General features: G+C 47.2%; 16 protein-coding genes and 2 pseudogenes. 4 read left to right on the forward strand and 14 right to left on the reverse strand.

Going from position 1 to position 22,108, the window contains the following annotated elements:
• Positions 1-17: 17 nt before the first annotated feature.
• From FYJ45_RS00180 to FYJ45_RS00195, 4 genes are read right to left on the reverse strand one after another with little or no spacing between them, the layout of a single operon-like run.
• A complete protein-coding gene (locus tag FYJ45_RS00180; protein ID WP_021635961.1) occupies positions 18-356 on the reverse strand; it encodes an NADH-quinone oxidoreductase subunit C in 339 nt (112 codons plus the stop codon).
• On the reverse strand, positions 353-826 hold the full coding sequence (locus tag FYJ45_RS00185) for an NADH-quinone oxidoreductase subunit B family protein (RefSeq protein WP_154462922.1): 474 nt from the start codon (positions 824-826) through the stop codon (positions 353-355). Before FYJ45_RS00185 ends, FYJ45_RS00180 begins: the two co-directional genes overlap by 4 nt.
• Before the next feature lie 26 nt (positions 827-852).
• Positions 853-1,719 (reverse strand): respiratory chain complex I subunit 1 family protein, encoded by an 867-nt coding sequence (locus FYJ45_RS00190; protein ID WP_154462923.1) that lies wholly within the window; start codon positions 1,717-1,719, stop codon positions 853-855.
• The gene (locus FYJ45_RS00195) at positions 1,719-3,644 is read right to left on the reverse strand and encodes an NADH-quinone oxidoreductase subunit 5 family protein (RefSeq protein ID WP_021635964.1); all 1,926 of its coding nucleotides are present in this window, start codon (positions 3,642-3,644) and stop codon (positions 1,719-1,721) included. The genes FYJ45_RS00190 and FYJ45_RS00195 overlap by 1 nt, the downstream gene beginning before the upstream one ends.
• Before the next feature lie 312 nt (positions 3,645-3,956).
• Here FYJ45_RS00195 and FYJ45_RS00200 point away from each other — a divergent pair, with 312 nt between their 5' ends.
• The 3 genes and pseudogenes from FYJ45_RS00200 (at position 3,957) to FYJ45_RS00210 (ending at position 5,036) form a co-directional block, all read left to right on the forward strand.
• A complete protein-coding gene (locus FYJ45_RS00200) occupies positions 3,957-4,202 on the forward strand; it encodes a permease of phosphate ABC transporter (RefSeq protein ID WP_154462924.1) in 246 nt (81 codons plus the stop codon).
• Positions 4,203-4,382: 180 nt separating this feature from the next.
• A pseudogene (locus tag FYJ45_RS00205) lies at positions 4,383-4,550 on the forward strand (RNA polymerase sigma factor); the annotation flags it as partial.
• Between the two features lie 96 nt (positions 4,551-4,646).
• Entirely contained in the window at positions 4,647-5,036 is a 390-nt protein-coding gene (locus tag FYJ45_RS00210; RefSeq protein WP_154462926.1) for a hypothetical protein, read from the forward strand.
• A 91-nt stretch (positions 5,037-5,127) separates the two neighbouring features.
• On the opposite strand, the gene FYJ45_RS00215 is transcribed toward FYJ45_RS00210, so the two are convergent.
• The 9 genes from FYJ45_RS00215 to FYJ45_RS00255 all read right to left on the reverse strand — a co-directional run bounded on the left by FYJ45_RS00215 (position 5,128) and on the right by FYJ45_RS00255 (position 19,075).
• The gene (locus FYJ45_RS00215) at positions 5,128-7,032 is read right to left on the reverse strand and encodes an EAL domain-containing protein (protein ID WP_154462927.1); all 1,905 of its coding nucleotides are present in this window, start codon (positions 7,030-7,032) and stop codon (positions 5,128-5,130) included.
• Positions 7,025-8,464: a glycosyltransferase family 2 protein gene (locus FYJ45_RS00220; protein WP_154462928.1), complete on the reverse strand. Its 1,440-nt coding sequence runs from the start codon at positions 8,462-8,464 to the stop codon at positions 7,025-7,027. The genes FYJ45_RS00215 and FYJ45_RS00220 overlap by 8 nt, the downstream gene beginning before the upstream one ends.
• On the reverse strand, positions 8,457-9,602 hold the full coding sequence (locus tag FYJ45_RS00225; RefSeq protein ID WP_154462929.1) for a HEAT repeat domain-containing protein: 1,146 nt from the start codon (positions 9,600-9,602) through the stop codon (positions 8,457-8,459). Before FYJ45_RS00225 ends, FYJ45_RS00220 begins: the two co-directional genes overlap by 8 nt.
• Positions 9,603-9,619: 17 nt before the next feature.
• Positions 9,620-11,782, reverse strand: a complete 2,163-nt coding sequence (locus FYJ45_RS00230; RefSeq protein WP_154462930.1) for a hypothetical protein — start codon at positions 11,780-11,782, stop codon at positions 9,620-9,622.
• 14 nt (positions 11,783-11,796) lie between these two features.
• Positions 11,797-13,245: a CotH kinase family protein gene (locus FYJ45_RS00235; protein WP_154462931.1), complete on the reverse strand. Its 1,449-nt coding sequence runs from the start codon at positions 13,243-13,245 to the stop codon at positions 11,797-11,799.
• Between the two features lie 4 nt (positions 13,246-13,249).
• Entirely contained in the window at positions 13,250-13,927 is a 678-nt protein-coding gene (locus FYJ45_RS00240; RefSeq protein WP_154462932.1) for a DUF4956 domain-containing protein, read from the reverse strand.
• Positions 13,928-14,023: 96 nt separating this feature from the next.
• Entirely contained in the window at positions 14,024-14,719 is a 696-nt protein-coding gene (locus FYJ45_RS00245; RefSeq protein WP_154462933.1) for a polyphosphate polymerase domain-containing protein, read from the reverse strand.
• Positions 14,716-15,612, reverse strand: a complete 897-nt coding sequence (locus FYJ45_RS00250; RefSeq protein WP_154462934.1) for a hypothetical protein — start codon at positions 15,610-15,612, stop codon at positions 14,716-14,718. Before FYJ45_RS00250 ends, FYJ45_RS00245 begins: the two co-directional genes overlap by 4 nt.
• A 337-nt stretch (positions 15,613-15,949) precedes the next feature.
• Positions 15,950-19,075, reverse strand: a complete 3,126-nt coding sequence (locus tag FYJ45_RS00255; RefSeq protein ID WP_154462935.1) for a glycosyl hydrolase — start codon at positions 19,073-19,075, stop codon at positions 15,950-15,952.
• A 177-nt stretch (positions 19,076-19,252) separates the two neighbouring features.
• Here FYJ45_RS00255 and FYJ45_RS00260 point away from each other — a divergent pair, with 177 nt between their 5' ends.
• The gene (locus FYJ45_RS00260) at positions 19,253-20,314 is read left to right on the forward strand and encodes an AraC family transcriptional regulator (protein WP_154462936.1); all 1,062 of its coding nucleotides are present in this window, start codon (positions 19,253-19,255) and stop codon (positions 20,312-20,314) included.
• A gap of 125 nt (positions 20,315-20,439) precedes the next feature.
• Here FYJ45_RS00260 and FYJ45_RS32485 read toward each other — a convergent pair.
• Positions 20,440-21,637, reverse strand: a pseudogene (locus FYJ45_RS32485) (alpha-amylase family glycosyl hydrolase); the annotation flags it as partial.
• Positions 21,638-22,108: the final 471 nt, after the last annotated feature.

Here is a 22,108-nt window from a genome sequence, read left to right on the forward strand (position 1 = left end):
ATCTATTCTCCTTGTCATTACCCTCTGAAGGGTGCCTCTTGCTTGATACGGTACAGGTTTCCATGATAATCCAGGGTGATCATCTTAATGGGGATTCCAAAAAGATCATGGATTTCATTCTCATAAAGGAATGCCGGCTCATAAATATCACTGATGCTTACGATTTCCGTATCCGGTGAAATAACGAGCCGCAGCCCCACCATTTTATATTCTTTACCGAAGGAGTAGGTCACTTCCATTTTATCTCCCGCTTTCGCCGCGCAAATCTGGACGATCCGATAGTCCCTGTGCTTCAGCTTCAGGACCTCCGTAACCAGATTTTCCGGTTCCACCTGCATGATTTCGCCGTCAATCATTTTGCTCCTCCTTCCTGCTTCGCCTGCATTTTCTCTTCTTTCTTCCGCGCGGCGCGTTCCTCTCTCTTTTTATCCAGAAGAGCCACGGCCTTTACCACGCCGTCAATGATCGCTTCCGGTCTTGCCGCACAGCCCGGCACATAGATATCCACCGGAATGATGGTATCCACGCCGCCGATAATATTATAGCACTCTTTAAAAATGCCGCCGTTGCATGCGCAGATTCCCACCGCTACCACCACCTTCGGCGAAGGCATCTGGGAATAAAGCTGCTGTACCACCGGTTTATTCTGTTCATTAATACCGCCGGTAATCAGGAAAATATCCGCATGCTTCGGATTTCCCGTATTAATGACCCCGAACCGCTCCACATCGTATACCGGAGTCAGGCAGGCCAATACTTCTATATCACATCCATTGCAGCTGGAGCCGTCATAATGCAGCAGCCAGGGTGATTTTGATACTTTCATGTTACATCCTTCCTTTCCTGCTGCGATTACTTCATCAGCATGACTATCATCAGATTAATTCCGCCGGCCGCCAGCGTCACGATCCAAGTCCATTTCAGCATGGTCTGCCATCTCACTCTGGGGAACACGTTATCGATCAGCGTTTCCAGAAGGAATGAGGCCAGACATACCAGAATGGCTGCAGGAATGCTCAACCAGCTGGAGTTGACGATGAAAAGTCCGATGACTCCCAGCAGGAACACATTTTCATACCAGTGGGAAAGAGTTACCAGCGCCAGGATATTGCCGGAAAGCTCTGTAGTCAGGCCTCTGACCATTTCCTGATGGGCATGGTGGGAGGTACTGATGTCATAGGGTGATTTTCTGAACTTAATGGTCAGGATATAAAGGAAGCCGATAAAAAATCCGGGCAGAAGGCAGATTGCGGAAATATTGCTCTGCGCAATCTCCTTTACGGAAAAGCTTCCCGTCGCAATATAAAATCCAATGGCCGTCAGAAGCACCATCGGCTCGTAAGCCATCATCTGCATCAGCTCTCTCTGCGCCCCCATGGAGCTGTACGGCGCATTGGCCGAGCAGGCCGACATAATAAAGAAAATACCCGCCAGCGTCAGTGCGAAGAACACCAGCAGAATGTCTCCGCCCCAGAAGAACAATGCCCCTGTGAACACGACAAAAACCAGAAATCCGCAGACAAGGAAATCCTGCACGCTGTTTACCACAACGGACTGCTTTGCAAAGAGCTTGTTGATTTCATAAAAGGGCTGCAGCACGGAAGGCCCTTTCCTGCCCTGCATTCTGGCAGCGACCTTACGGTCAATACCTTCCAGGAGGCCGCCGATAAAAGGCGCGCATACGATATACAGAATGGCAAACCAGAAATATTTTGACATTACAGCGCACCTCCTATCGTCATAATCATCAGAATAATCAAAGCCCCGCTGGCCAGTACCAGGGAAGGCAGAAGAAGCTTGTTTTCCGCAAAATAATCCGGCATATACCAGTTTGCCAGATACATATGCTTTTCTTCACCGAAGGAATCCGTGAAGTTTCTGTCGTCTCCCGCATTGGCTCCGCCCATGTAGGACATGACGATCTTGTTTTTCTTTCCAAGTGTGAGAATCCGCACCGCTATCGGAAGAACGAGGATGGTACACAGCATCATGATCATGATGTACAGGTTGCCGGTTCCGATAAGGTTAGGCACGTACTGATGATACATTTCCATCAGGAAAGGCTCAATCAGATAGGTGGACACCAGAGGGAAGGTCAGGCACAGTGTAACCATGAGTACGCTCAGGGAAATCAAAGAGGTCCATTCGCTTTTCTTGGTCACGTTATTCAGGCGTTCCGAATGATGATGCACCGCTACCAGGGTGCCCAGCCACTTTGTCCAGTAAAAAAGTGTGGTGGCGCTGCCGAATACCAGGAAAATAACCAGCAGGATGCTTCCTGAATCCACATAAGCCTTTAATGCGGCCCATTTGGAAATCAGCATGCCGAAGGGCGCAAGGAACATACCTGCAATACCGATAATCATAACATAGGCCAGCCCGGGCAGCTTCACAATCAGCCCGTGCATATCTTCAATATTCCTGCTTCCCGTACAGTTCTCCACCGCGCCCACGGAAAGGAACATCAGGGATTTGGACACCGCATGGAACATCATCAGAAGGATCGCAGCCCACACCGCTTCATGCATACCCACACCGGCACAGGCTGTAATCAGCCCCAGATTGGAAATTGTGGAATATGCCAAAACCTTTTTCCCATCGTCCTGGGAAATGGCCAGCATGGAGGTTACAAGGAAGGTAAAGCCGCCGATGGTGGTAACCATCAGACCCGCCAGATTGCCTTCCATGGCAGGCGCCAGACGGATTAACAGGTATACGCCCGCTTTTACCATGGTTGCGGAATGCAGCAGCGCGCTGGTAGGCGTAGGCGCCACCATGGCTCCCAGAAGCCATCCGGAAAAAGGGAGCTGCGCGCTCTTGGTAAGTCCTGCAAAGGCAAGAAATACCACCGGGATCAAAGCCAGGCCCGCTTTCGCATCCGAGCTTACCGCAAGGGCCACCAGATCCTGAATATTGATAACCTGGAGGGAAATCGCCGCATAGGCAATTGCCACCGCAAAGCCCAGGCCGCCCAGCAGGTTCATCCACAGGGCCTTAAAGGAATTCTCCATGGCCTCATCCGTCTGATTGTAGCCAATCAGCAGGAAGGAACAGATACTGGTGATTTCCCAGAAGAAATAAATCCAGATCAGATTGCTGGAGAAAATCAGCCCCATCATGGCTCCCAGGAACAGAAACAGCATACCGAAGAAAAAGTATCTTCTGTCCTTGTAATCCAGATGGTGTCTGTTGTAATCCTTCATATATCCAATTGCGTACACACAGATCAGACAGCCTACTATACCGATAATCAGACTCATGGCAATGGTCAGCTTGTCCGCAAAAATATGATCGCCGGGTATCTCCGTCCGGCCGGTAAGCTCCAGCCAGGTCATCAGCCCCGTCTGCGCAATGGACAGCAAAGCACAATAATACTTTCTGAATTTAAAGCTGTAATAAAATACAAGAACTACCAGCGCCCATTCCACTACCAGCATCAGCATATCGATACCGTGTGTGTGAGGCAGGTAGGAGACGGTCTCCCCTGAAACCAGGCTGGTTACCGCAAATAAAATGACTGCCGCTACTAAAATCCCGCAGAGAGTAAACTGGACGCATCTTCTGACCAGTCCGCTCTTTCTCATGCATGACATAACGAGCGCAGCAAAGAATGGAAACAGAATTAAAAAACCTATCATTCCCATATGGAATATCCCCCGCTTTCGCCTTATTGGACTATTATTCAGGCTTCCAGGTGGGTAGTACGTGTGCCGGACGTATTGCTCATCTTTTGAAGTTTAAATCAGTCCTTATCCATCCTACTTCTCTTGTCCAAAAGTGTCAAGTGACAAGTACAAAAATTTTGTTAAAACAAAAAACATCACGACACTATTCTGTGGTATAATAGGAAAAAGGGTAAATTTTTAACAAACGCACTGAAGGCCGCAAATACGGGCGGAAACGCTTCCGCCTGTGCTCTGCCTGCCGCATTTTCTTAATTAAAAGGAGGAATTTCCATGAAATGTCTGTTCAGCTATGCCAATGAATATGTAAAGGAATCTGACTGGAAGGATCTGGCTCTGGTTAAATTCTGCCTGTGTGCCACAGGCGTCATGATAGGCCTTTGCATTCCCAAAGAAAAAAAGAAAGTGCCTTTATTGATTGCATGCGCTGTTTTCACAGTGACCTACATACCGCTTATGACAAAATTTCTCCGTATCATACTTCGTAAGGATGAAAATGCTGCATGCGAAGAAGAATAGGATAGGGAAAACCCGGACAAAAAGGGAACTGCCTGTGAAGAAAGGGCGGTTCCTTTTTTTGTCGTCACAAGGCTGCAGGCTGATCATAATTTTTTTATTTAAGCGGACCAAAATCCCCCTCCTGCCATCTAATCATTGTAATGACCAGAAAGTCCGGACGTTATTACAAGGAGAAAACTTATGAAAACACTGATTAAAAAAGCACAGCATAAAGATGCCGATGCTTTTGTGGAGCTGATGCAGGAAAACATGAAGGACATGTATAAGGTTGCCCGAGCCATTTTATCTAACGATGAAGATGCCGCAGATGCCATCCAGGACACGATCCTGGCCTGCTGGGAAAAATTATGACAAACCAGTTCGGGAAGCAGTCCCTCTTTCTTGATATGGATACCGATTTCAGCTTCCGGGATACTCCTGTGACTGAACAAGCATCCCCATGCCATGCAGCATTACTGGTTCGAAGGCCCCTGGACCTTTACACTGCCCATTAAGGTTAATACCGCCAATAACCGCACCATATCCGTAAATGATGTGAATGAAGCCGGTATCGGGCTGGAATCCGTCACGGTTACGCCATTTGAAATCCATATCAATGAAGTCTATCTGAACCATGACAAGGCGGACTATTTCCCTGTTGTTCTTGACGCCCAGGGAAAATATATCGACGCCGCCTTCCTGCCCGTGGCGGATCACGATATTTCCAGAATTACCGTTTATCTGTGCGACTATCTGGAATATATGGATGAACTGAAAGGGCTGAAGTATGAAGATGGTTTCAAGGAACTGCTGGAGGAACGGGCGGTTTATAAAAAAGAGGTTTTGCTTGAGTGACAGGGTATCGTGAATGGGAATGCCCGGATTAACAAACATACTGGTCAGGGCCTGTCATTGACAGGCCCTGATGCAATACAACCACAAATTTTTAATTCTGTTTTGCTTCCAGCTCATCAAAGGAATCCTGACTCACCGGATAATAATAATAGAAGCCGGTGGCATAATCACAGCCAATGCTCTTTAAATACTCCGCCTGCTCTACGTTCTCCACTCCCATGCAAACCACCTTCAGATGCAGCTGACCGCAGAAATTCATGATGCTTTGGATGACCGTTTTCCCTTCCGGCTTATCAACGTGACGGATAAGGTCGTGCCTTAACTTAATGCTGTCCACGCCGCAGTCAAGGAAATCAAAAAAAACACGATCCAGTTCCAGCCCGGCCAGACAGATATGAAAACCATATCCGCGCAGTTTGCGGATTGTGTCCATAAAGCTGTCAGAACGGCTCATTTCGACCATCTGGTTCAGCTGTATTACAATTCTGTCCCGATCTATTCCATATTGCTCCGCAACCGTATTAAGTTCCTCCGCGAACTGTTCATCTCCTACGTTCTCAACCGTAAAATTAAACAGCAAATCCAGCTTTTTCCCCTTATCCGCCTCCTCTCTCAGGAAACGGCAGCCCTGACGGAAAATATCCATGTTCATTTTCCCTGTAAGCTGCTTACGTTTAATTACATCCAGGAAATCTCCCGGCTGCATAAGTCCCCGTCCCGGATTCTGCCAGCGTACAAGCGCTTCGGCTCCCATAATTTTCCCGCTGCCTATCTCAACAATCGGCTGGAGATACATAATGAATTCCTGATGCATAAGGCCATGTATTGCCTCATGTTCCATGGCATATCCCGTTACGGTCTCCCGTTCTACCATTTCATCGTATACCGCGCATTCCATAAAATGGTTCCGCGCAAACTCCGCTGCAATTTCCGCTCTCTGAATTGTTTTCAAAGGCTCCGTTTCAAGTCCTGCCATGCGGTAAATACCGGTATGCGGTTCCAGGAAGTATCTCTTCTGCTGCTTCTTAACCGCTTCCGCGATCCCTTCATGGATCTTTCCGATTCTTTCTTTTATACTGTCCACACTGGTATACTGCAGGGAAAAAACATAATAGAATTCATTGAACCGTGACATCGCTTCCTGTTTTTCATCCAGCATCGGTTCACAGAAATCACGTATTATCTGCAGCACCTTTTCAGATTCCGGATACCCGTATATATGGCTGATCGTTTCAAGACCGGCATCCAGAAAAAGCACCGCATAATGTTCCCTGTTGCCGTCGTTTATCCGTTCTGAAAATTTCTGTTTCCAGGCCGTAAAATTATCCCCGCCCGTCAGCTCATCCCGATAAGCAAGCCGTATTACCTCCCTCCGTTTTCTTATGAGGTAAAGAAAAAGCGCAAGGACAGCCAGCAAAAGGATAATAATTGAAATCCACATGTAAACAGCAGGCTTCCTGTTCTCCTGGTAAACAGATCTTGCATACTGCAGCAGCAGGTTTTCCAATCGTGCATCATCTATGCCATCCAGCCCGGCTTCCAGTTTTTTCAGGTCTTCTTCCCGCATGCTTTCCGTATAAGCAAGACAAATATTTACCTTATCTTCCCCTTCCTGGAATACAAAACTGACATTACTCTTCCTTAGTCCCGCCTCTTCCAGTTCTTTTTCGGACAGGTCCAGTGTCCATACAGCATCCACCTGTATATTTCCTGCCAGTTCCAGACGTTTGTCTGTTTCCGACGGATCCACATAATGGATACCGAGTCCGGATTGTCCTGCCGCTTCTTCCAAAATATCCGGCAATACTCCCTGGTAGTTTTTGCTCTGGCTGTCATAATATTCAAGAGGCCAGGAATCAGGAATCCCTGCCATATATATCACATCCTCAGCGCCAAAAACAGCTCTGAGAGGCACCAGGAACCATAGAGCGGTAAATATGGCCGCCGCTGCAGGCCATCCCATAATTTTCCTTCTTTTCCCTTTATATTCACGCATTTTTGCCTTCCACCTTCTGTTCTTCCGATTGCTTCAGTTGAATTTTCTGACGCTGAATCTGTCCCCACACATTTTTCTTTTTCCGATAGCCGATAAATGCCGTCATTCTGGTGAACGCCTGTATAAAACGGAAAAATACGCTTTCTGAAATACACAGATAAATTGATTTAACCACATCCAGAAAGGACAGCTTGATGTTCTGCGTATAAATCCTTGCAAAAAAAGCAGTAATTGTAAGTACCGCTCCGTAAAGCGCATAAATCATGAAAAACAGCACCATAAAAGGGACGTTTATCAGATTAACCGCATATGCAAGTATAATAGTGAGCAGACCAAAAAGCTCAATAAACGGCGACAGCAGTTCATAAAGAAGATAGTATAAATAGGACACATAGCCCACCACGCCGAACTCAGGGGCAAGAAACATCCTGCGATGCTTGCTCAGGCACTGGAACAGCCCCAGATACCATCTGCGGCGCTGCTTCTTCAAATCCTTAATGCTGGACGGACACTGGCTCCAGCAGATGGCATCCGGAACATAACGGATACTGTAGGGGATTTTATTTATCCGGCAGAAGGAATGGAGCTTTACCACCAGTTCCATATCTTCTCCCATGGTGTCGGTATCATATCCCTTCACAGCGGCTGCCATATCCTTCCTGAATAAACCGAACGCCCCTGAAATAATCAGGTTGCCGTTAAATTTATCCAGGAAAATACGGGATGCCATAAATGAACGGTCATATTCCAGAATCTGCATCCCCACAATCGGATTCCAGGGCATATGATAGTCCACCAGTTCTCCTTCATTAAGAACCGCACAATTAGAAATACGTACCAGTCCTCCAACGGCTACTATGGTATCATCCTGCAGTACCGGTTTTACAATTTCCTTCAGCGAGTCCTTCTGCAGAACACTGTCAGCATCCATACAGATAAAGTATAGATACCTGGAGGCATTAATGCCCATGTTCAAAGCATCAGCCTTTCCGCCGTTTTCCTTCTGCACAAGGGTAACAGTAATACCATTCACTACCGTTTCATAAACGTTGATTCCCCTTTTACAGGGAATCTGGCGGTTAATCGGACGATTTACCTTTCTGAGCGAAAACGTATCGAGGAGCACCTGCGTTGTATTATCACTGGATCCGTCATCTACCACAACGATTTCATACAGCCTGTAATCCATCATCAGCAGGGATTTAACCGTATCCGCCACAGTGATTTCCTCATTATAAGCAGGAACGATAATAGTCACCGGCACATAATAATCATGTGATATTTCATTATGATATTTTTTCTTTTTGTTTTCTTTATACAGATCCAGTGAGCCATATATGACAGACAGCATCAGAAATGTGGAATAGCCCAGCAGATATATAACAAAAATGACGCCAACACAGCTGTAAAATAACTTTATCGCATCAAACATTTACCTGTTCCTCTTTCATTTCCTGCTGTCTGATTTGTTCCTTCTCCAGAACGTATCTGATAATTTCCCTGGCATACCGGTCTCTTCCGTTTTCCACATCGAAAAGCCGGAGCCTTGATATTCCCAAACCGTAAATCAGGGCCTCCGCGCAGTTAAGGCGAACATACCAGTTAGCCGCCTTCAGGCCTTCCTTCAGGCAGAAAACAGTATCCTCCCCCGGATAAGACGCAAGGGTGGAGGCGGCCATCGCCGCATACTCCCAGTCTATATATTCCTGATAACGGACGTAGTTCTGAAGAATTTCCCTGACTGGCTCATAGGGATATCTGCGGAAATAACGGATAGCTTCCAGCTGTATCTCCTTATCTTCATTTTTTCCTGACAGCAGCGTAAAAAACTGCTGCTGAAAGTCCCCTGTAAAAAAACGGATAAACTGCATGACCGGCAGAAAAAGTGTGGTGCCAAACTCTTCCCTGTGGGCGAAAAGCAGCTTTGCAAGCTCCTTCCTGTCTCCCCGGAAGCTCAAAAGGCCATCGGCCAGCAGCTTACGGCTGTGGCTAATTTCATTGTCCTCCAGTTTTCTCCATATGGCCAGAATTGCGCTTTCATTGCCAATGGCATAAAAAGCCCTCATTGCATTTTCACGGGCATTTACATCCTTGCCTGTAATCATATCCATGAGGAAATCCATAATGCCGTCAAAGCTTTCCCTTCCTTCATCAATTCTGAATTTTTCAATCAGATAGGCAAAATAAGCCTGCTCAATCGTATCACTCTTACGGTATACGCCTGCCAGCTCCAGAAATACGCCCCGCAGGCTTCGCAGATATTCCGCGGTGTATTCCTCCGGCGCCTGTTGCTTTACAGTAAGCACGGAGTATTCAAACGCCCGCAGCTTTTCCGGATTTTTCAGTTCCTTCCTCAGCCTTTTGTAATGTGCGGCCTCAGGCTCCCTGGCCTCCTTCAGCCGTTCGATTTGAGCCGATATTTCTCCTACAAAGGACAGGCTTCTTTTTTCCAGCGCCCTTCCTTTATATTTGTCAGCAAAAATATAAAGGATATTGAAAACAAGCACGGATATGCAGCTTGCCATATAAATATACAGGATAACCTCCGGCCGGAATGACAGCACATGCATGATGCTCCTCCTTTATACTACCCGGCATTTTTTGCCCATATTTCCTTTACAGCATAGTAAGACTGCTTCAGGCGCTCATGATACTCGGGATTTTTTCCCCATCCCACCAGCGGCATTTCTCCCATTCTGATTCTTGTCCCTTTATCCTCCGATGATCCAAGCCCTGCATATATACTGTCAATCTTCAGATTCTCAATGCCGTAATTTTCATAGTAATCATCGTGTACCTGCTGTTCTGCGGGATTGGAAAAATTAAGAAGCTGCCAGGGAAGGCGGATTTCGATTTCATTGCCTTTTACAATAAAATCCGATACGGAATTATAGTCTTCACTGTAAGGGTTCCCGTTTCCAAAGGTGAGGCGGCCTGTCTCAAACCTTTCAGCCATCTTATCTTCTTCCTGCACTGCATTAATTTTTCCGAGCTGCAGCGCCATATAAATATTGACAAATAACGGTGAATCTTTATCCGGGACATTAAAATAGGGATTTTCTTCCCCGTAATCTTCTGCAAAAATTACCCGGAATGCCTCGTATCGCTCCTGAACCAGTACCTTGCTGTTGTCTTCACCATCAAGAACGATCAGGAAATCTGCCTGACTGTCAAATTTAAGTTCTTCTTTTTTCGCATAATAGCTTCCTGTTTTCGGGGTAACATCGACAGGAATATAGAGAATTTCCTTCGGATTCGGATGTTCCTGATGTATTCTGAAATATATAAATTTCTCGTCGTATTTCATATACAGCCGGGAGCTTCCATAATCTGCAATCAGATCCTTCTCGCTCCATTCATCCACATCCCCATCCGTATAACATACGCTTGTCTCCTTGCCCGGATCAAAAGCCATAAGCCCGAAGAACTGTTCATTTGTCTGGAAATTACTCCAATATGCCGTTTTGGATAAATCAACATTAGCCATGGTATTCCAGGTCCGTTTAAACCATTCATCCTGCCAGGAAAAAATAACACAGCCGGCACATCCGGCCCTGCGGATGTCTTTATAGCTTTCCACAATAGCCGTCCCTTGTTCCTGTTCCGACATATAGCCCTGGGATCGAGCTGTAAAAAAGTCAAGCTGCGCCCTTCCTCTGGAGGTAGGGACGCCGAATTCCGATATGACCACCGGCATTTTATGATGCCTGCAGAGTAATTCCAGATAAATGCCATAGGTGTTATAATCACCATCTTCCAAACGATATTCTTCTGCGAATGGGATTTCATTCTTCCAGCTGTCATAGTGGGCCAGATAATCCGGATAATAGGAATACACATGATAAGAAGCAAATTGTCCTGATTTAAAACGATCCGTAGAAAGAATATGCTCCACATCCACGCTGGCGCACTTCATAAAAAGCTTTTTGACCTCTTCCGGATAATCCAGAGGATCTGTAGTAGGCCAGTTAGAGAAAGCGATAAGACGCTGTTCTTTATATTTTTCACTTTCATACCTGATGATTTTGTTTCCGACTTCAGCAAGCATAGCTTCAAATGGCGTGGCTTCTTCGGACGTATACATATAATCCCCATGATAGCCGTTGTTTTCCGGCTTCATATGATTCGTATAGGCGACGGTAACATCTTCCCATTCTACGCCCAGAATATAACCCAGCACCCAGTCTGAAATATCCTTATTATAAACGCCGCTGGCACTGGTCGCCTGATAACCCAGATTGATTTTACGCCTGCCGTGAATAACATCCACAAGCGTTCTGCAATCTTCCAGAAGCGCCTCTCTAATGGAGTCATCATAGGCGTCCACATGTGAATTCTGGACATAATCGTTCACCCATACACCATGCAGTATATATAAGGGATTAGGATTATCCTTGTTATATTCGTATACCGCCTCGTAAAAATCCGGTATCTGTATAGTATAAACACGGATGGTATTCGCCCCCATCTCCTGAATCATACCAAACCAGCGAAGATACGTTTCCTTATCAATCGCAAACTCTGTGGAAAAATATCCCGGTATTCCTACTCCCATGTCAACGCCCCGGATTTCAAAGGGTTCCATTCCCTTTCCCGTATCAGCCAGGATTTCTTTTCCCTGCGTAGTCGCAAAAAAAGATACCTCCTGATCTTTATTTAAATCTATGTATACGCCCCATCGGTAATACGCCATATCCAACAAAAAAAGGAGAAGGATTGCCGTAATTGCCGCAATTAAAAACTTTTTCAATTGATTGCCCCCAATCAGTGGTTAAACTTCTTATTTATCGATTCATGGCTGTAGGAACGCAAATCCTCAATATGCTCATCCATCCACCTCATACGCCTGACCAAACGCGTTTCATATTGTTCCACAGCAGCTTCATAGGAGCCTATTTTCCGCTCATCCTCATACAGCAGATCCTTTTCCGGCAGGAAACTGTATCCCCATTTTCCAAAATTGCGTTCTATGGCCGGGCCCAGATAACTCTGTACCCCGGCGATATAGCTTTCCACCGCTTCCTCACTGAGTATCCCCTTACGTAGCTGATGGTATCTTGTTATCACCTTTTCCATAAAAGCTTCATCCTTACACAGCATGAAATACCAGGGACGGTTCTGCATAAAGAAGCCTGCCATCGGAGTCTGATCTTCTATATAATTATCACAACAGTTATTGAAATCCCAGACGCACATTTTAAGCTTTCCGCTGACATCCTTATAAAAATAAGTGGAATAAAGACCCGCGTCTGTATTCTGGGTAACTTCATTTATGATAAAGTAATCGACAAAGCTGTCCACATCAATATAATTCTGATATCCGTATCTGGCCGTATCATAGTCAAAGGAATATAATGCTTTTTCAAATCTGGAAAAATCACGGCTGATGTATTCAGTCAGTTCCGGCGTTATCCGTGATGTTCCCGGATATTTTACCTCCAGCTTTCCGTTGATTCTCAAAACATAGCTTGTGAAATTATCCAGGTACTGCACATCATTGACACTCTCACGGTCAGCACAGACAATATAACTGGAAATATTGGACTTTCCGTCATATTTCGTCATTTCGATTCTGCCTTCTCCCATACTGATCTGCTCAGCCATTACATAAAGCCCCTGATACTCGTGATCCAGAAAGACTTCACAGTACCGGACATCCGGCGCCCATTCCATAATCTGCCCTGCCAGATTGTACCACATGTAATTACGCATCAGGGTTTTATCCAGATAAGGCCCGTGAAGCACCCATGTGCTGTCCTTTTCCATACCCATGACTTCCAGTTTGCGTTCCATGCCCGCATCATCCGTAAATTTGAACAGATACCCCATTTTATCAAACGTCCTGGAGGAATTGCCCCTGACGCGAATATTGATTTTAGATTCCAATACAGGCTGGGAGCTTAGCTTATTCAGTTCCCCTTCCCTGTCATAAATCCGCATATCCGCCTGTATAAAGCTGTTCTCAATATCTTTTACATGCTGCCCCTGCTCCGGCCGGCCTGGAATAACCACCCCGCCAGTTTCGATACTGACCACCGACAGATGTGATGAGAAAGTATCCTCATCAATTGACAGACTGGTATCTTCTATCTGTGTATTGTATGACAGATGCTGCTGATACCGCTGCTTTTCCGGATCGATATGCCTGGAAAGCAGCAAGGCTGCCAGAAGCAGAAGCACTACCAGTCCTGTGTAAATTTTTCTGCTGTTCATTTTCTTACCCGCTTATTTCATCATTCTGCGTCACGACGTTCACATACTCAATAGATTCCAGCTCATACAGCATTTCAATGATGCTTTTTTCCTTTTTATTGGAAAGCAGATAAGTTTTCCGGGGCATTTCAAATATCAGCTCAATGGAATCCCTGCTGGTATTCTTGACACGCATCATGGCCTTTGCCTGAAAATAATCAAAAACCACCGCCTCAATTCTGCGTTCCATGTTTCTCGCGCCCCGGATGATGAGAAGTATCCTGTTGTCATTTTTTACTCTTCCCAGAATCAGAAGTACAATAAATACAGCGCCGCTGCCAATAACAGCCACTATATAATCCCCTACGCCGCAGCAGATTCCAACGATTATTGTCCAGAAAATATATGCGGTATCTCTGGAATCCTTAATCGCCGTACGGAATCTGACGATGGAAAGCGCGCCGACCATACCAAGGGAAAGCGCTATGTTATTGCCGATAACTGTCATAACCGTTGCCGTAAGAATGGTCAGGGTGATAAGTGAGACGTTGAATTTTTTGGAATAGACGCCGCCTGCATGCGTAAAATAATAGGATAAGTAAATAACGCAGGCCAAAATTGATGCTACAAGGATATGCAGGAAAATTTCTTCCGTAGACAGGGAACCAGATTCCTGAAATATTGTATAAATATAATCTTTCATGAGTTTTTCCTCTCTTATGCACGATTGTTGAATTAAATACGGGTGAATCAGTTTTCACCCAAAAGCTGCTTCCAGCTTCACAATAGCAGCTTCCCATTAAAACAGATAATGAAGCCCGGCGCTCCTGGATAAACAGTATTTACTTACTGATGTGGGGGTTTTCCCTTCCAGACTCACCATCTGTTTAATATAACTGAGCATAAATCCGTTATACTTTACTTCCATTACCACAAGATACGGATCAAGTACCGGATTCTGATTCAATACAGGTGAAAACAGCCGGAAATCGCTTTCTGTCGCCTTAATTGCAAAATCAAAGGTAATTCTCGTTTTATTTTCACTGGTCACATAAGCCTTTCTCTGATATTCCACTATTGCTTTCGGCCTGTAGCAGAGCATATTCATCAGTCCATAGCACTCCATGGCAAAGGAATCTGTATAGTGAAGCAGGCAGGAATATTCTCCCCGTGACAGAGCTTCTGCATCCTCCCGGTCAAGGCGCAGAGAACGCTTTTTCTGATTTTCTCCCTGCTTCTGTTTCATTTCCAGCATGGCAAAATCAGAATCGGGTGAATATGTTCTCAGCCGGATTTTTCTCCGTATCTCAAGACCGTCTTCTTTTTCGTAAAAATCTCGCTCCTGCATGGTATCAAAATATAGACTTCTTATCGGATACCCCATCTTTCCATTATGTGAATCAGGATGCAGTACCTGTTCAAAGGTATGATCCAGCCTGCGGAACTGGTCATAGGAAAGCAGGTATTTCTTTTCCTGCCGAAGAACCTCATTCATGCATTCTCCTCCTTCTCCATAAGGTGCAGGCAGGGCTTCAGATAGTGCCAGGAAAATCCAAGATATTCGTAAGGATATTCCTGCCTGAGCCTCTCCCAGCTTTCCAAAACCGCGTCAAAGCCATCGTAATAATATGTATTCTGTTCCGTCAGGCTGTGATATCCGGGTTTCTGCATTTCAGTAATATGGATAATTCCTTTTTTATACTTTTCAGCGAGTTCCATTTCACCGGCAATCTGTCCCGTTTCATCCCTTTTGTCGTAATTCATAACAGCAATACCGTCACAGCCTTTCTGTACCAAAAGCTCAAGCTGTTCCGTCAGGCCTGTTCTGTCATAAAAATTGGGGATACAGACGATAACTGCCAGTTGTTCCTTTTGGGCTTCTTCATAAGCATGAATACAGTTTTCAACATACTGCTGCATATATTCTTCCCTGTTATCTTCCCATTCATCCAGCAGATATGGCTCCACATCCCATACAATGCCTGTAAATCCTTTTCCTTCTCCGGCTTTTCGGTTCCATTCTGCGGTATTTTTTACAGCTTCCAGCATGTAAACTGCATTTTCCTGCAGGCCCCATTCAGATGCGCCGGCAAGATAATACACCAGCTGCCCTTTTTCCCCGCGCCGTTTCAAATAATCAAGTACCTCCGCCTCCTGCGCATCCGACGGGATCTGCTGGTATACCACATTGCAGCCAAGCCGTTCCATCACCTTTTCTACTTCTTCCTCCATTTCCGGCAGTATATACTCTTCTTCCCAGGAAAAAAGGCTTGTCTCACTTACCAATGCTGTCTTACTCTCCTTTCCAGGCCCGCATCCCGATAATACGATCGATGCTGCTGAAAGCCAGATTCCCGCTTCGGCAAATATGCAAAAATGTCTTTTCATAGCTTATGTCTCCGGTTTCTGTTTACGTAAACAAACCGCATGTTGTTTAAACATACGGCTTTTTTATCCTGAAAGGTATCAACTATACTCTTTGTCCCGACATAATTCAGATACAAATCTTACTTTGCATTATTCTTTAATGAAATTATAATACTATTTTATCGTTTTATACGCTGGAAATAATGTTATCACATATACCTTGCTTATGGCAAGTGTTTTATGAAATTTTTCCGTCTTTTTATTCAAAAAAGCAGCCCGGAGTTTTTTATCTTCTCCGGACTGCTTTTGGCAGAATACTCTGTATATATTTACTTACATTGTCCATTTATTTTTGCTGTTATTCTACCCGGAACACCCTGGGCGCCGCCAGGATTCCCATTCTCTTCAGCTGATACTCATAGCTGTAGCCGGCTCCCTCCGTTCTCCATGCATTCGGGCCTGCCCAGGCGTTCTTCTCGTCACAGATATGGACGGTTCCGAAAGCATTATAACGGTTGCCGTAGGACGTCAGCGTAATGCTGTGCCTGCCTTTTTTCAGATATCCCAGGGATAACTGGTACGGGGAGAGGGCAATTCTTCCTGCAGCTTTCCCGTCTACCTCCACCTTCAGAAGCGGCGCGCGGAACTTTTCTGCGGCAATCACATACTCTCCGTCCTCTTCTGCATCCAGCTGTGCTTCATAAATCATGTTTCCTGCATAGAAGGGGAAGCCCTGTGTGCTGTAATCACCGAAGGCCACGGTCTCCGGCAGCTTTGTCAGGCAGGCCTCGCTGCCCTCCGCTCTTACGCCGAAGCTGCCCAGCAAATAGCACCATTCCGGGTTGGTGTCCCTGGAATATGCCAGCTTCAGGATAAGCTCCGAGGTGCCTGCGGGTATGGCGGGCAAAGGGAACCTGCGGATGCATTCGTCCACAAAATAGCCGCAGTCCTTCTTTTCCACTTTCTCCCCGTTTAAGTATATGGTGGTTGCGCCTGATTCTTCGAGAGCCAGCGAGGCATCCGTCACCTGGATTTCCGACCGGATGGTGAACCTCATTTCCAGCACATGCTCCGGCTGTGCCTTTTCCGATGTCCAGGGCTGTGCAAAGGCTTCCATCCGAAGAGGATAACCTGCAGCCTTCCTGCATTCATTGTCCAATCTGAGAATCTCTTCCTTATCCTTCCAGGAGTCTCCTTCCTTCCCGTCAAAACGGTACTCCGCCATGTCCAGAAGAAGCACATTCGGCTCCGACAGACGGTAAGGCATACGGGTAGGAAGCCTGCGGCCCTCCGCCTTTGTAAAGCAGGCTGCGTGGCCTTCCTTTACACCGGCTGCAGTGCCGGCCGCCGGCACCTGCGTGGAAACCAGCTTCAGCAGCACGCTGGAATGATCATACATGCGGCGGGTAAATGATGTAACCCCGTTTTCTGTTCCTGCAGAAAGCGCCTTAATTTCTCCGGTCATGGTATCATATTCCCAAACCTCCCAAAGCCCTTTCAGGCGGAAGGTGATATTTTCTTCCGTGGGGATATCCTTGTTGACCGTTTTTTTGCCGTTTACAACGAACAGCCAGCGGCCGTCGTTGTCCTGGCGCATCTGGTAAAGCAGATGATCTGCCAGGCTGCCGTTTTCGCTGCGCAGTTCCACTTCCCTGTAATCTTCCAGCGCTCTTACCAGCTCGCTTCTGGAAAAACCGGCGCTGCGGCTGTTTTCATAAAGCGCTTTTCCTTCTTCATCCGGCACAGCATCCACCAGTTCGGGGGCTGCGCCAAGGAAAAGAAGGTCGCCTCCTGCCAGGCGGTATTCCTTCAGGCAGGAAACCGTAGTGGAACGCAGGGTTTCGCAGCCGGGAACGATAACCACATCATAGGCCATTTCTCCTACATGAAGCCTGCCGTCCTCCGTTTTTTCATACTGTATGGGAAGAAGGGATTCTGCGATAAAGTCAAAATCCAGCTGGGAGAAAAGGAGCCATTCCGTCAGGTTCCGGAATCTGCTTTCCATCTCTTCCCTGATCAGGGCAGTCTGTTCCTTCGGCCCATAGTGCAGCCAGTAGCTTTCAATCGGATGGACAACGCCGATGCGTACACGGGCCTTCCCGCGGGTAAGGGCCGTATTTACCCTTGCAAAATGATCCTCTATCATGCGGTATTCCTTATACCAGGGGGACTGATAGAAGATGGAGGCCGGATAGTCCCTCTTTGCCTCACCGTTCATGCTGTCCCAGGAAAGATGATGGACACGCAGGGTCACTCCCAGCGCCGCCTGCCAGTCTCCCGCCAGCTTATGTCCCCTGAAATCAAAATCCCAGTTGGTTACGCCGTACAGCTCGCTGAGCACGCCGGGACAGCCAAACTGATGGGATGCGGACTGAGCCTGTTTCGCCGTGGTGTATTCCCGCCAGTCACAGAGCATATCGATGCCCGGCATCTGAAAACTGCGGTAAGAACGCATGGCTTCTCCCAAAGCGTTGGTCTGGGAGGTCAGCGTAGGCTCCTCCATCATATGTCCGGTGAGCATGATATTGTGATCCCGGCACCAGTTCCCGATGGTATCCGCAAAGGAGGAGGCAAAACGCTCCGCCACAAAATCATGATAATGATACCGGGCAACGGACACCTTATCCTCCGGAAGCTCCCAGATAAGCTCCGGCACCGAGGCAAAGAAATCTTCGCCATAAGCCTCCCTGTATGCCGCCGGCAGCCCGTCGGTATAGGGAAGGATGACATCCTCTCCTGACTCGGCAAAGCTCAGCGTGGTTTTATGGGAAAACTGAGGCTCATCCGTAAAAATGGAGGGCACTGTTTTCCCGAATTCATCACCCACACAGTCCAGATACTGTTCATGCGTTTCTTCAATAAACCTGCGGATTGCCCTGGGATTCAGCGTATCCACATAGGTTTCGTTATTGTACCAGGGGCTTTCTCCGGCGATTTCTTCATACAGATACCAGACGTTGCTTCCTGTTTCCCCTTCCTGCAGCCGGCGGTACTCCTTCAGGCAGCCGTCCTCCAGCGTGATATCATAACGGGCAAGAAGCGTTCCGTTCCCCTGTACGGCAGCCTTGCTGGAGGAATCAAAACGTTCCTCCTCTCTTTTCCTCTCTTCATTGGAAAAAGGAGTAAAAACCAGATATCTGCTGCGGTATTCCACATCCTTTGTCACCTTTCCTCCGGCCGCGCCGGAAGGCCAGCGATCCTCGTCATACAGATAGGCGTACATGCCGTCTTTTTTTGCCTTATCCACACAGGCGCGCACGCAGGCCTTATACTCATCGCCCAGATAGGGCGTGTCCAGACCCGTACGGCAATGCATATGAAAACCGCCGATCCCCATTTCCTTGAAATAATCGATGTGCTTTACCAGCACTTCAGGCGAAAGCGCCTGGTTCCACGCCCAGAACGGCGCCCCTCTGTATTCATTTGTTGGATTTTGGAACAATTCAGCACTCAGGCTTTTTTCTTCTTTTTTTGGATATAACATAGCCCTTCCCTTCTTTTTTCGAATAATACAACAGAATCCATTGCATTATGTATTTTATTTCTGTAAGATAATCATAGAAAATATGGAATAAATGTAAATGGGAAGAAGGCATAAAATTGTAATTTGGAATGATAAAAAACAATTTTAATTTTCCAGGGAAGGGAGACGGAAGGCTTTATGGACGGATTGCTTTTGCAGAAGCCTGAAAAAGAGGCGGCAGGGCAAAAAAAGGCGGAGAACTTCATCCGCATGGACAGGATTGCCCCCTATGTCAGATATGTGAATTATAAAATATTTGAAGGAGGGACGCTTCTGCCGGAACGGATCATCTATGATCATGAGCTGATATACTGTCTCAGCGGGGAAGCCGTGTTTCTTTATAACGGCAGTGAATACCGGCTCCGCAAGGGAGAGCTTTTCTATCTTATGCCCTATCTGCACAATACAATGATCGTTCCCGAGGGCAAAACCTTCCGGGCGCACTGTATCCATTTTGACTGGATTTCTCCTGAAGAACAGTATGATTTCCGGGCGGAGCAGGTCTATCTGCATATGGAAAATCTTCCGGGCACAGACAGTCCCGCCCCGGCGCTGTATAATAAGCCCCATTCCACTCCGGGGAAAAATGAAGACAGCGCGCCGGCCAATGAGGAGGTTCTGTTAAGAAGGCCGAATCCGGAGGTGGATCCCGCCTTTTTCCCTCCGCTGATAACCGGGCTGGATTATGATACAACGGCTCCTGTTTTCAAGGAGCTGTACCAGAACTATTCCCAGCTTGGCACCGGGGCCAGGCTGCGGGAGCGTTCGCTCTTTCTTCAGATTGCCGCCGCAGTCTGTGATTTGTCTTCGCCCGCCGGGAAAGCGCCTTCGGGTCTGTTCCATGAAAAAACCATCAGCGAATCCGTAAACTATATCCAGGAATATTATACGGAGGATATTTCCCTTCCGCTGCTGGCCTCCCATTCCGGGCTGTCTCCCAAATATTTCGGGCAGCTTTTTAAGGAACAGACCGGTATGGCCGTCCGGGAATACCTGACAGAGGTACGTATCCGGAACGCCAGGCATCTGCTCTCCCACACGGACAATACGCTGGAGCAAATCGCAGCGGATACAGGATTTCAGGATAAGTTCTATTTTACAAAGGTGTTTAAGAGACAGACGGGGATTACGCCGGGAAAATACAGAAAGCTTTATGGCCACCTGGATCGTATGAAGAAAGGGGAACTGGCGCTTTCATGAGGATGGGATTATTTTTTGCAGCTGTGAAAGCTGCATGCTTCCGGCCGGCCAGTTGCATACGGCCGGAAGCATTTGCAAAGGAATACATTGGGTAATCTGTGTCAATCCGCCGACGGGCCGAACAGTTACGGAAAAAGCTCAAATACGGCACAGTCACAGGGATTTAAAGTAATCTGGAGCGCTTCTGTCTGCTTTGACAGCAGTTTGCTTTCGGTAAGGCCGCTGTCATTGGACAGAAGAAGCTTTGCATTCTGTCCGGGCAGAAGCGGCGTTCTCTGCTCCTGTGCAAAATTTGCAGCAACCATGACCTGACGGCCGTTAAGACTGCGTGAAAAGGCAAAAATCCCGTCCAGCTCTTCAAAGGCGGGAATAAATTCCCCATAAGTAAAAATCTCCCTGTACTCATCCGACTTACGCAGGGCAATCAGCCTTCTGTAGTAACAAAGCACAGAATCTTCATCATTTTCCTCATCCTGCACATTCACTGAAGTATAATTCGGGTTTACCTTCAGCCAGGGGGTTCCGGCCGTAAATCCGGCGTTTGCGCCGCTGCTCCACTGCATCGGCGTCCGGCTGTTATCACGGCTGAAACGGGCCGCCGCCTGCAGCGCCTCTTCCTCGCTCAATCCCGCTTCCAATGCAACCCTGTACTGATCCTTCGTGCTGATATCATCAAACTCTTCTATACTGTGGAACGGACAGTTCGTCATTCCCAGCTCCTGCCCCTGATACAGGAACGGGATACCGCGCAGAAGTACGCTGGTCGTTCCCGGTGCAGCTTACCAGCCCGTCGCTGCCGTCCTCCGGATAATCCGGGAAAGCAGGATCCTTCTTTATATTAATGATGGCATCAATACGGAACCCGGCCACGCCCTTTTCCAGCCACCAGTTCACCATATCAAAAAGCTCCCTTTTTAATTCAGGGTTCTCCCAGTTCAGATCCGGCTGCTCCTTTGCAAACATATGCAGATAATACTGATCCGTACCCGGCACCGGCTCCCAGGTACTGCCGCCGAAATAGGAACGGTAATTACTGGGCGCTTTCCCGTCCTTCCCCTTTCTGAAATAAAAATAATCCGCATATTTACCCTCCGGATCTGCCAGAGCCTTCTGAAACCATTCATGCTTATCGGAGCAATGATTGATCACCAGAACCATGATAACATACATGCTCCGCTTCTTCGCTTCCGCCAGCAGCTCATCAAAATCCTCCATCGTCCCAAACTCCGGGGCAATAGCATAATAATCAGATATATCATACCCCTGATCCACAAACGGAGACTGATAAACCGGAGAAAGCCAGATAATATCCACCCCCAGCTCCAGCCTTCGGCCGAACTGTTACTGCATCCGCCCATGATAAGTCGCCTTCGGCGAGGGGCGGATGCCTGCTGTCACCACGTTTTCTCACGGTTTGCGCAGTGAATGCGCAAACCTGCCTGAACTGTAACAAGAATAACATAAGAAATAAAGAAATTTCTTGCATAAAACCAAGACATACTAACACAATCCTATGATCCTTCACCACCTCATCCAATAAAAAAACGGTGATGTTTCTTACTGCCCCGGGACGGCAGGCTTCTGTCGTCCTTAGCAACTTGCCTGACAAGTGAGACGACGGAAGCCGCTCACGAAGAGTTCAGTTGCATTGACAGAAACCTAACGTTCCGGGACAGTTAGAAACACCCCGTTTTTGAGTCTGGAACATAAAATATCCCCCGCACAGCCCGGAAAGGCCTGGACGGAACCGGTTTGGGACTGGCCGGCGCGGATCATGGCAGGGCGGCCGGGAGC

The sequence above is a fragment of the Eisenbergiella porci genome, from assembly GCF_009696275.1.
GTDB classification, from domain to species: domain Bacteria; phylum Bacillota; class Clostridia; order Lachnospirales; family Lachnospiraceae; genus Eisenbergiella; species Eisenbergiella porci.

What these genes read in the sequence shown, in the direction of transcription:
- FYJ45_RS00200 (WP_154462924.1), top strand. Translation starts at nt 3,957, where the DNA reads ATGAAATGTCTGTTCAGCTATGCCAATGAATATGTAAAGGAATCTGAC.
- FYJ45_RS00190 (WP_154462923.1), bottom strand. Translation starts at nt 1,719, where the DNA reads ATGTCAAAATATTTCTGGTTTGCCATTCTGTATATCGTATGCGCGCCT.
- FYJ45_RS00215 (WP_154462927.1), bottom strand. Translation starts at nt 7,032, where the DNA reads ATGCGTGAATATAAAGGGAAAAGAAGGAAAATTATGGGATGGCCTGCA.
- FYJ45_RS00235 (WP_154462931.1), bottom strand. Translation starts at nt 13,245, where the DNA reads ATGAACAGCAGAAAAATTTACACAGGACTGGTAGTGCTTCTGCTTCTG.
- FYJ45_RS00245 (WP_154462933.1), bottom strand. Translation starts at nt 14,719, where the DNA reads ATGAATGAGGTTCTTCGGCAGGAAAAGAAATACCTGCTTTCCTATGAC.
- FYJ45_RS00240 (WP_154462932.1), bottom strand. Translation starts at nt 13,927, where the DNA reads ATGAAAGATTATATTTATACAATATTTCAGGAATCTGGTTCCCTGTCT.
- FYJ45_RS00180 (WP_021635961.1), bottom strand. Translation starts at nt 356, where the DNA reads ATGATTGACGGCGAAATCATGCAGGTGGAACCGGAAAATCTGGTTACG.
- FYJ45_RS00255 (WP_154462935.1), bottom strand. Translation starts at nt 19,075, where the DNA reads ATGTTATATCCAAAAAAAGAAGAAAAAAGCCTGAGTGCTGAATTGTTC.
- FYJ45_RS00195 (WP_021635964.1), bottom strand. Translation starts at nt 3,644, where the DNA reads ATGGGAATGATAGGTTTTTTAATTCTGTTTCCATTCTTTGCTGCGCTC.
- FYJ45_RS00210 (WP_154462926.1), top strand. Translation starts at nt 4,647, where the DNA reads ATGCAGCATTACTGGTTCGAAGGCCCCTGGACCTTTACACTGCCCATT.
- FYJ45_RS00250 (WP_154462934.1), bottom strand. Translation starts at nt 15,612, where the DNA reads ATGAAAAGACATTTTTGCATATTTGCCGAAGCGGGAATCTGGCTTTCA.
- FYJ45_RS00260 (WP_154462936.1), top strand. Translation starts at nt 19,253, where the DNA reads ATGGACGGATTGCTTTTGCAGAAGCCTGAAAAAGAGGCGGCAGGGCAA.
- FYJ45_RS00225 (WP_154462929.1), bottom strand. Translation starts at nt 9,602, where the DNA reads ATGCATGTGCTGTCATTCCGGCCGGAGGTTATCCTGTATATTTATATG.
- FYJ45_RS00220 (WP_154462928.1), bottom strand. Translation starts at nt 8,464, where the DNA reads ATGTTTGATGCGATAAAGTTATTTTACAGCTGTGTTGGCGTCATTTTT.
- FYJ45_RS00185 (WP_154462922.1), bottom strand. Translation starts at nt 826, where the DNA reads ATGAAAGTATCAAAATCACCCTGGCTGCTGCATTATGACGGCTCCAGC.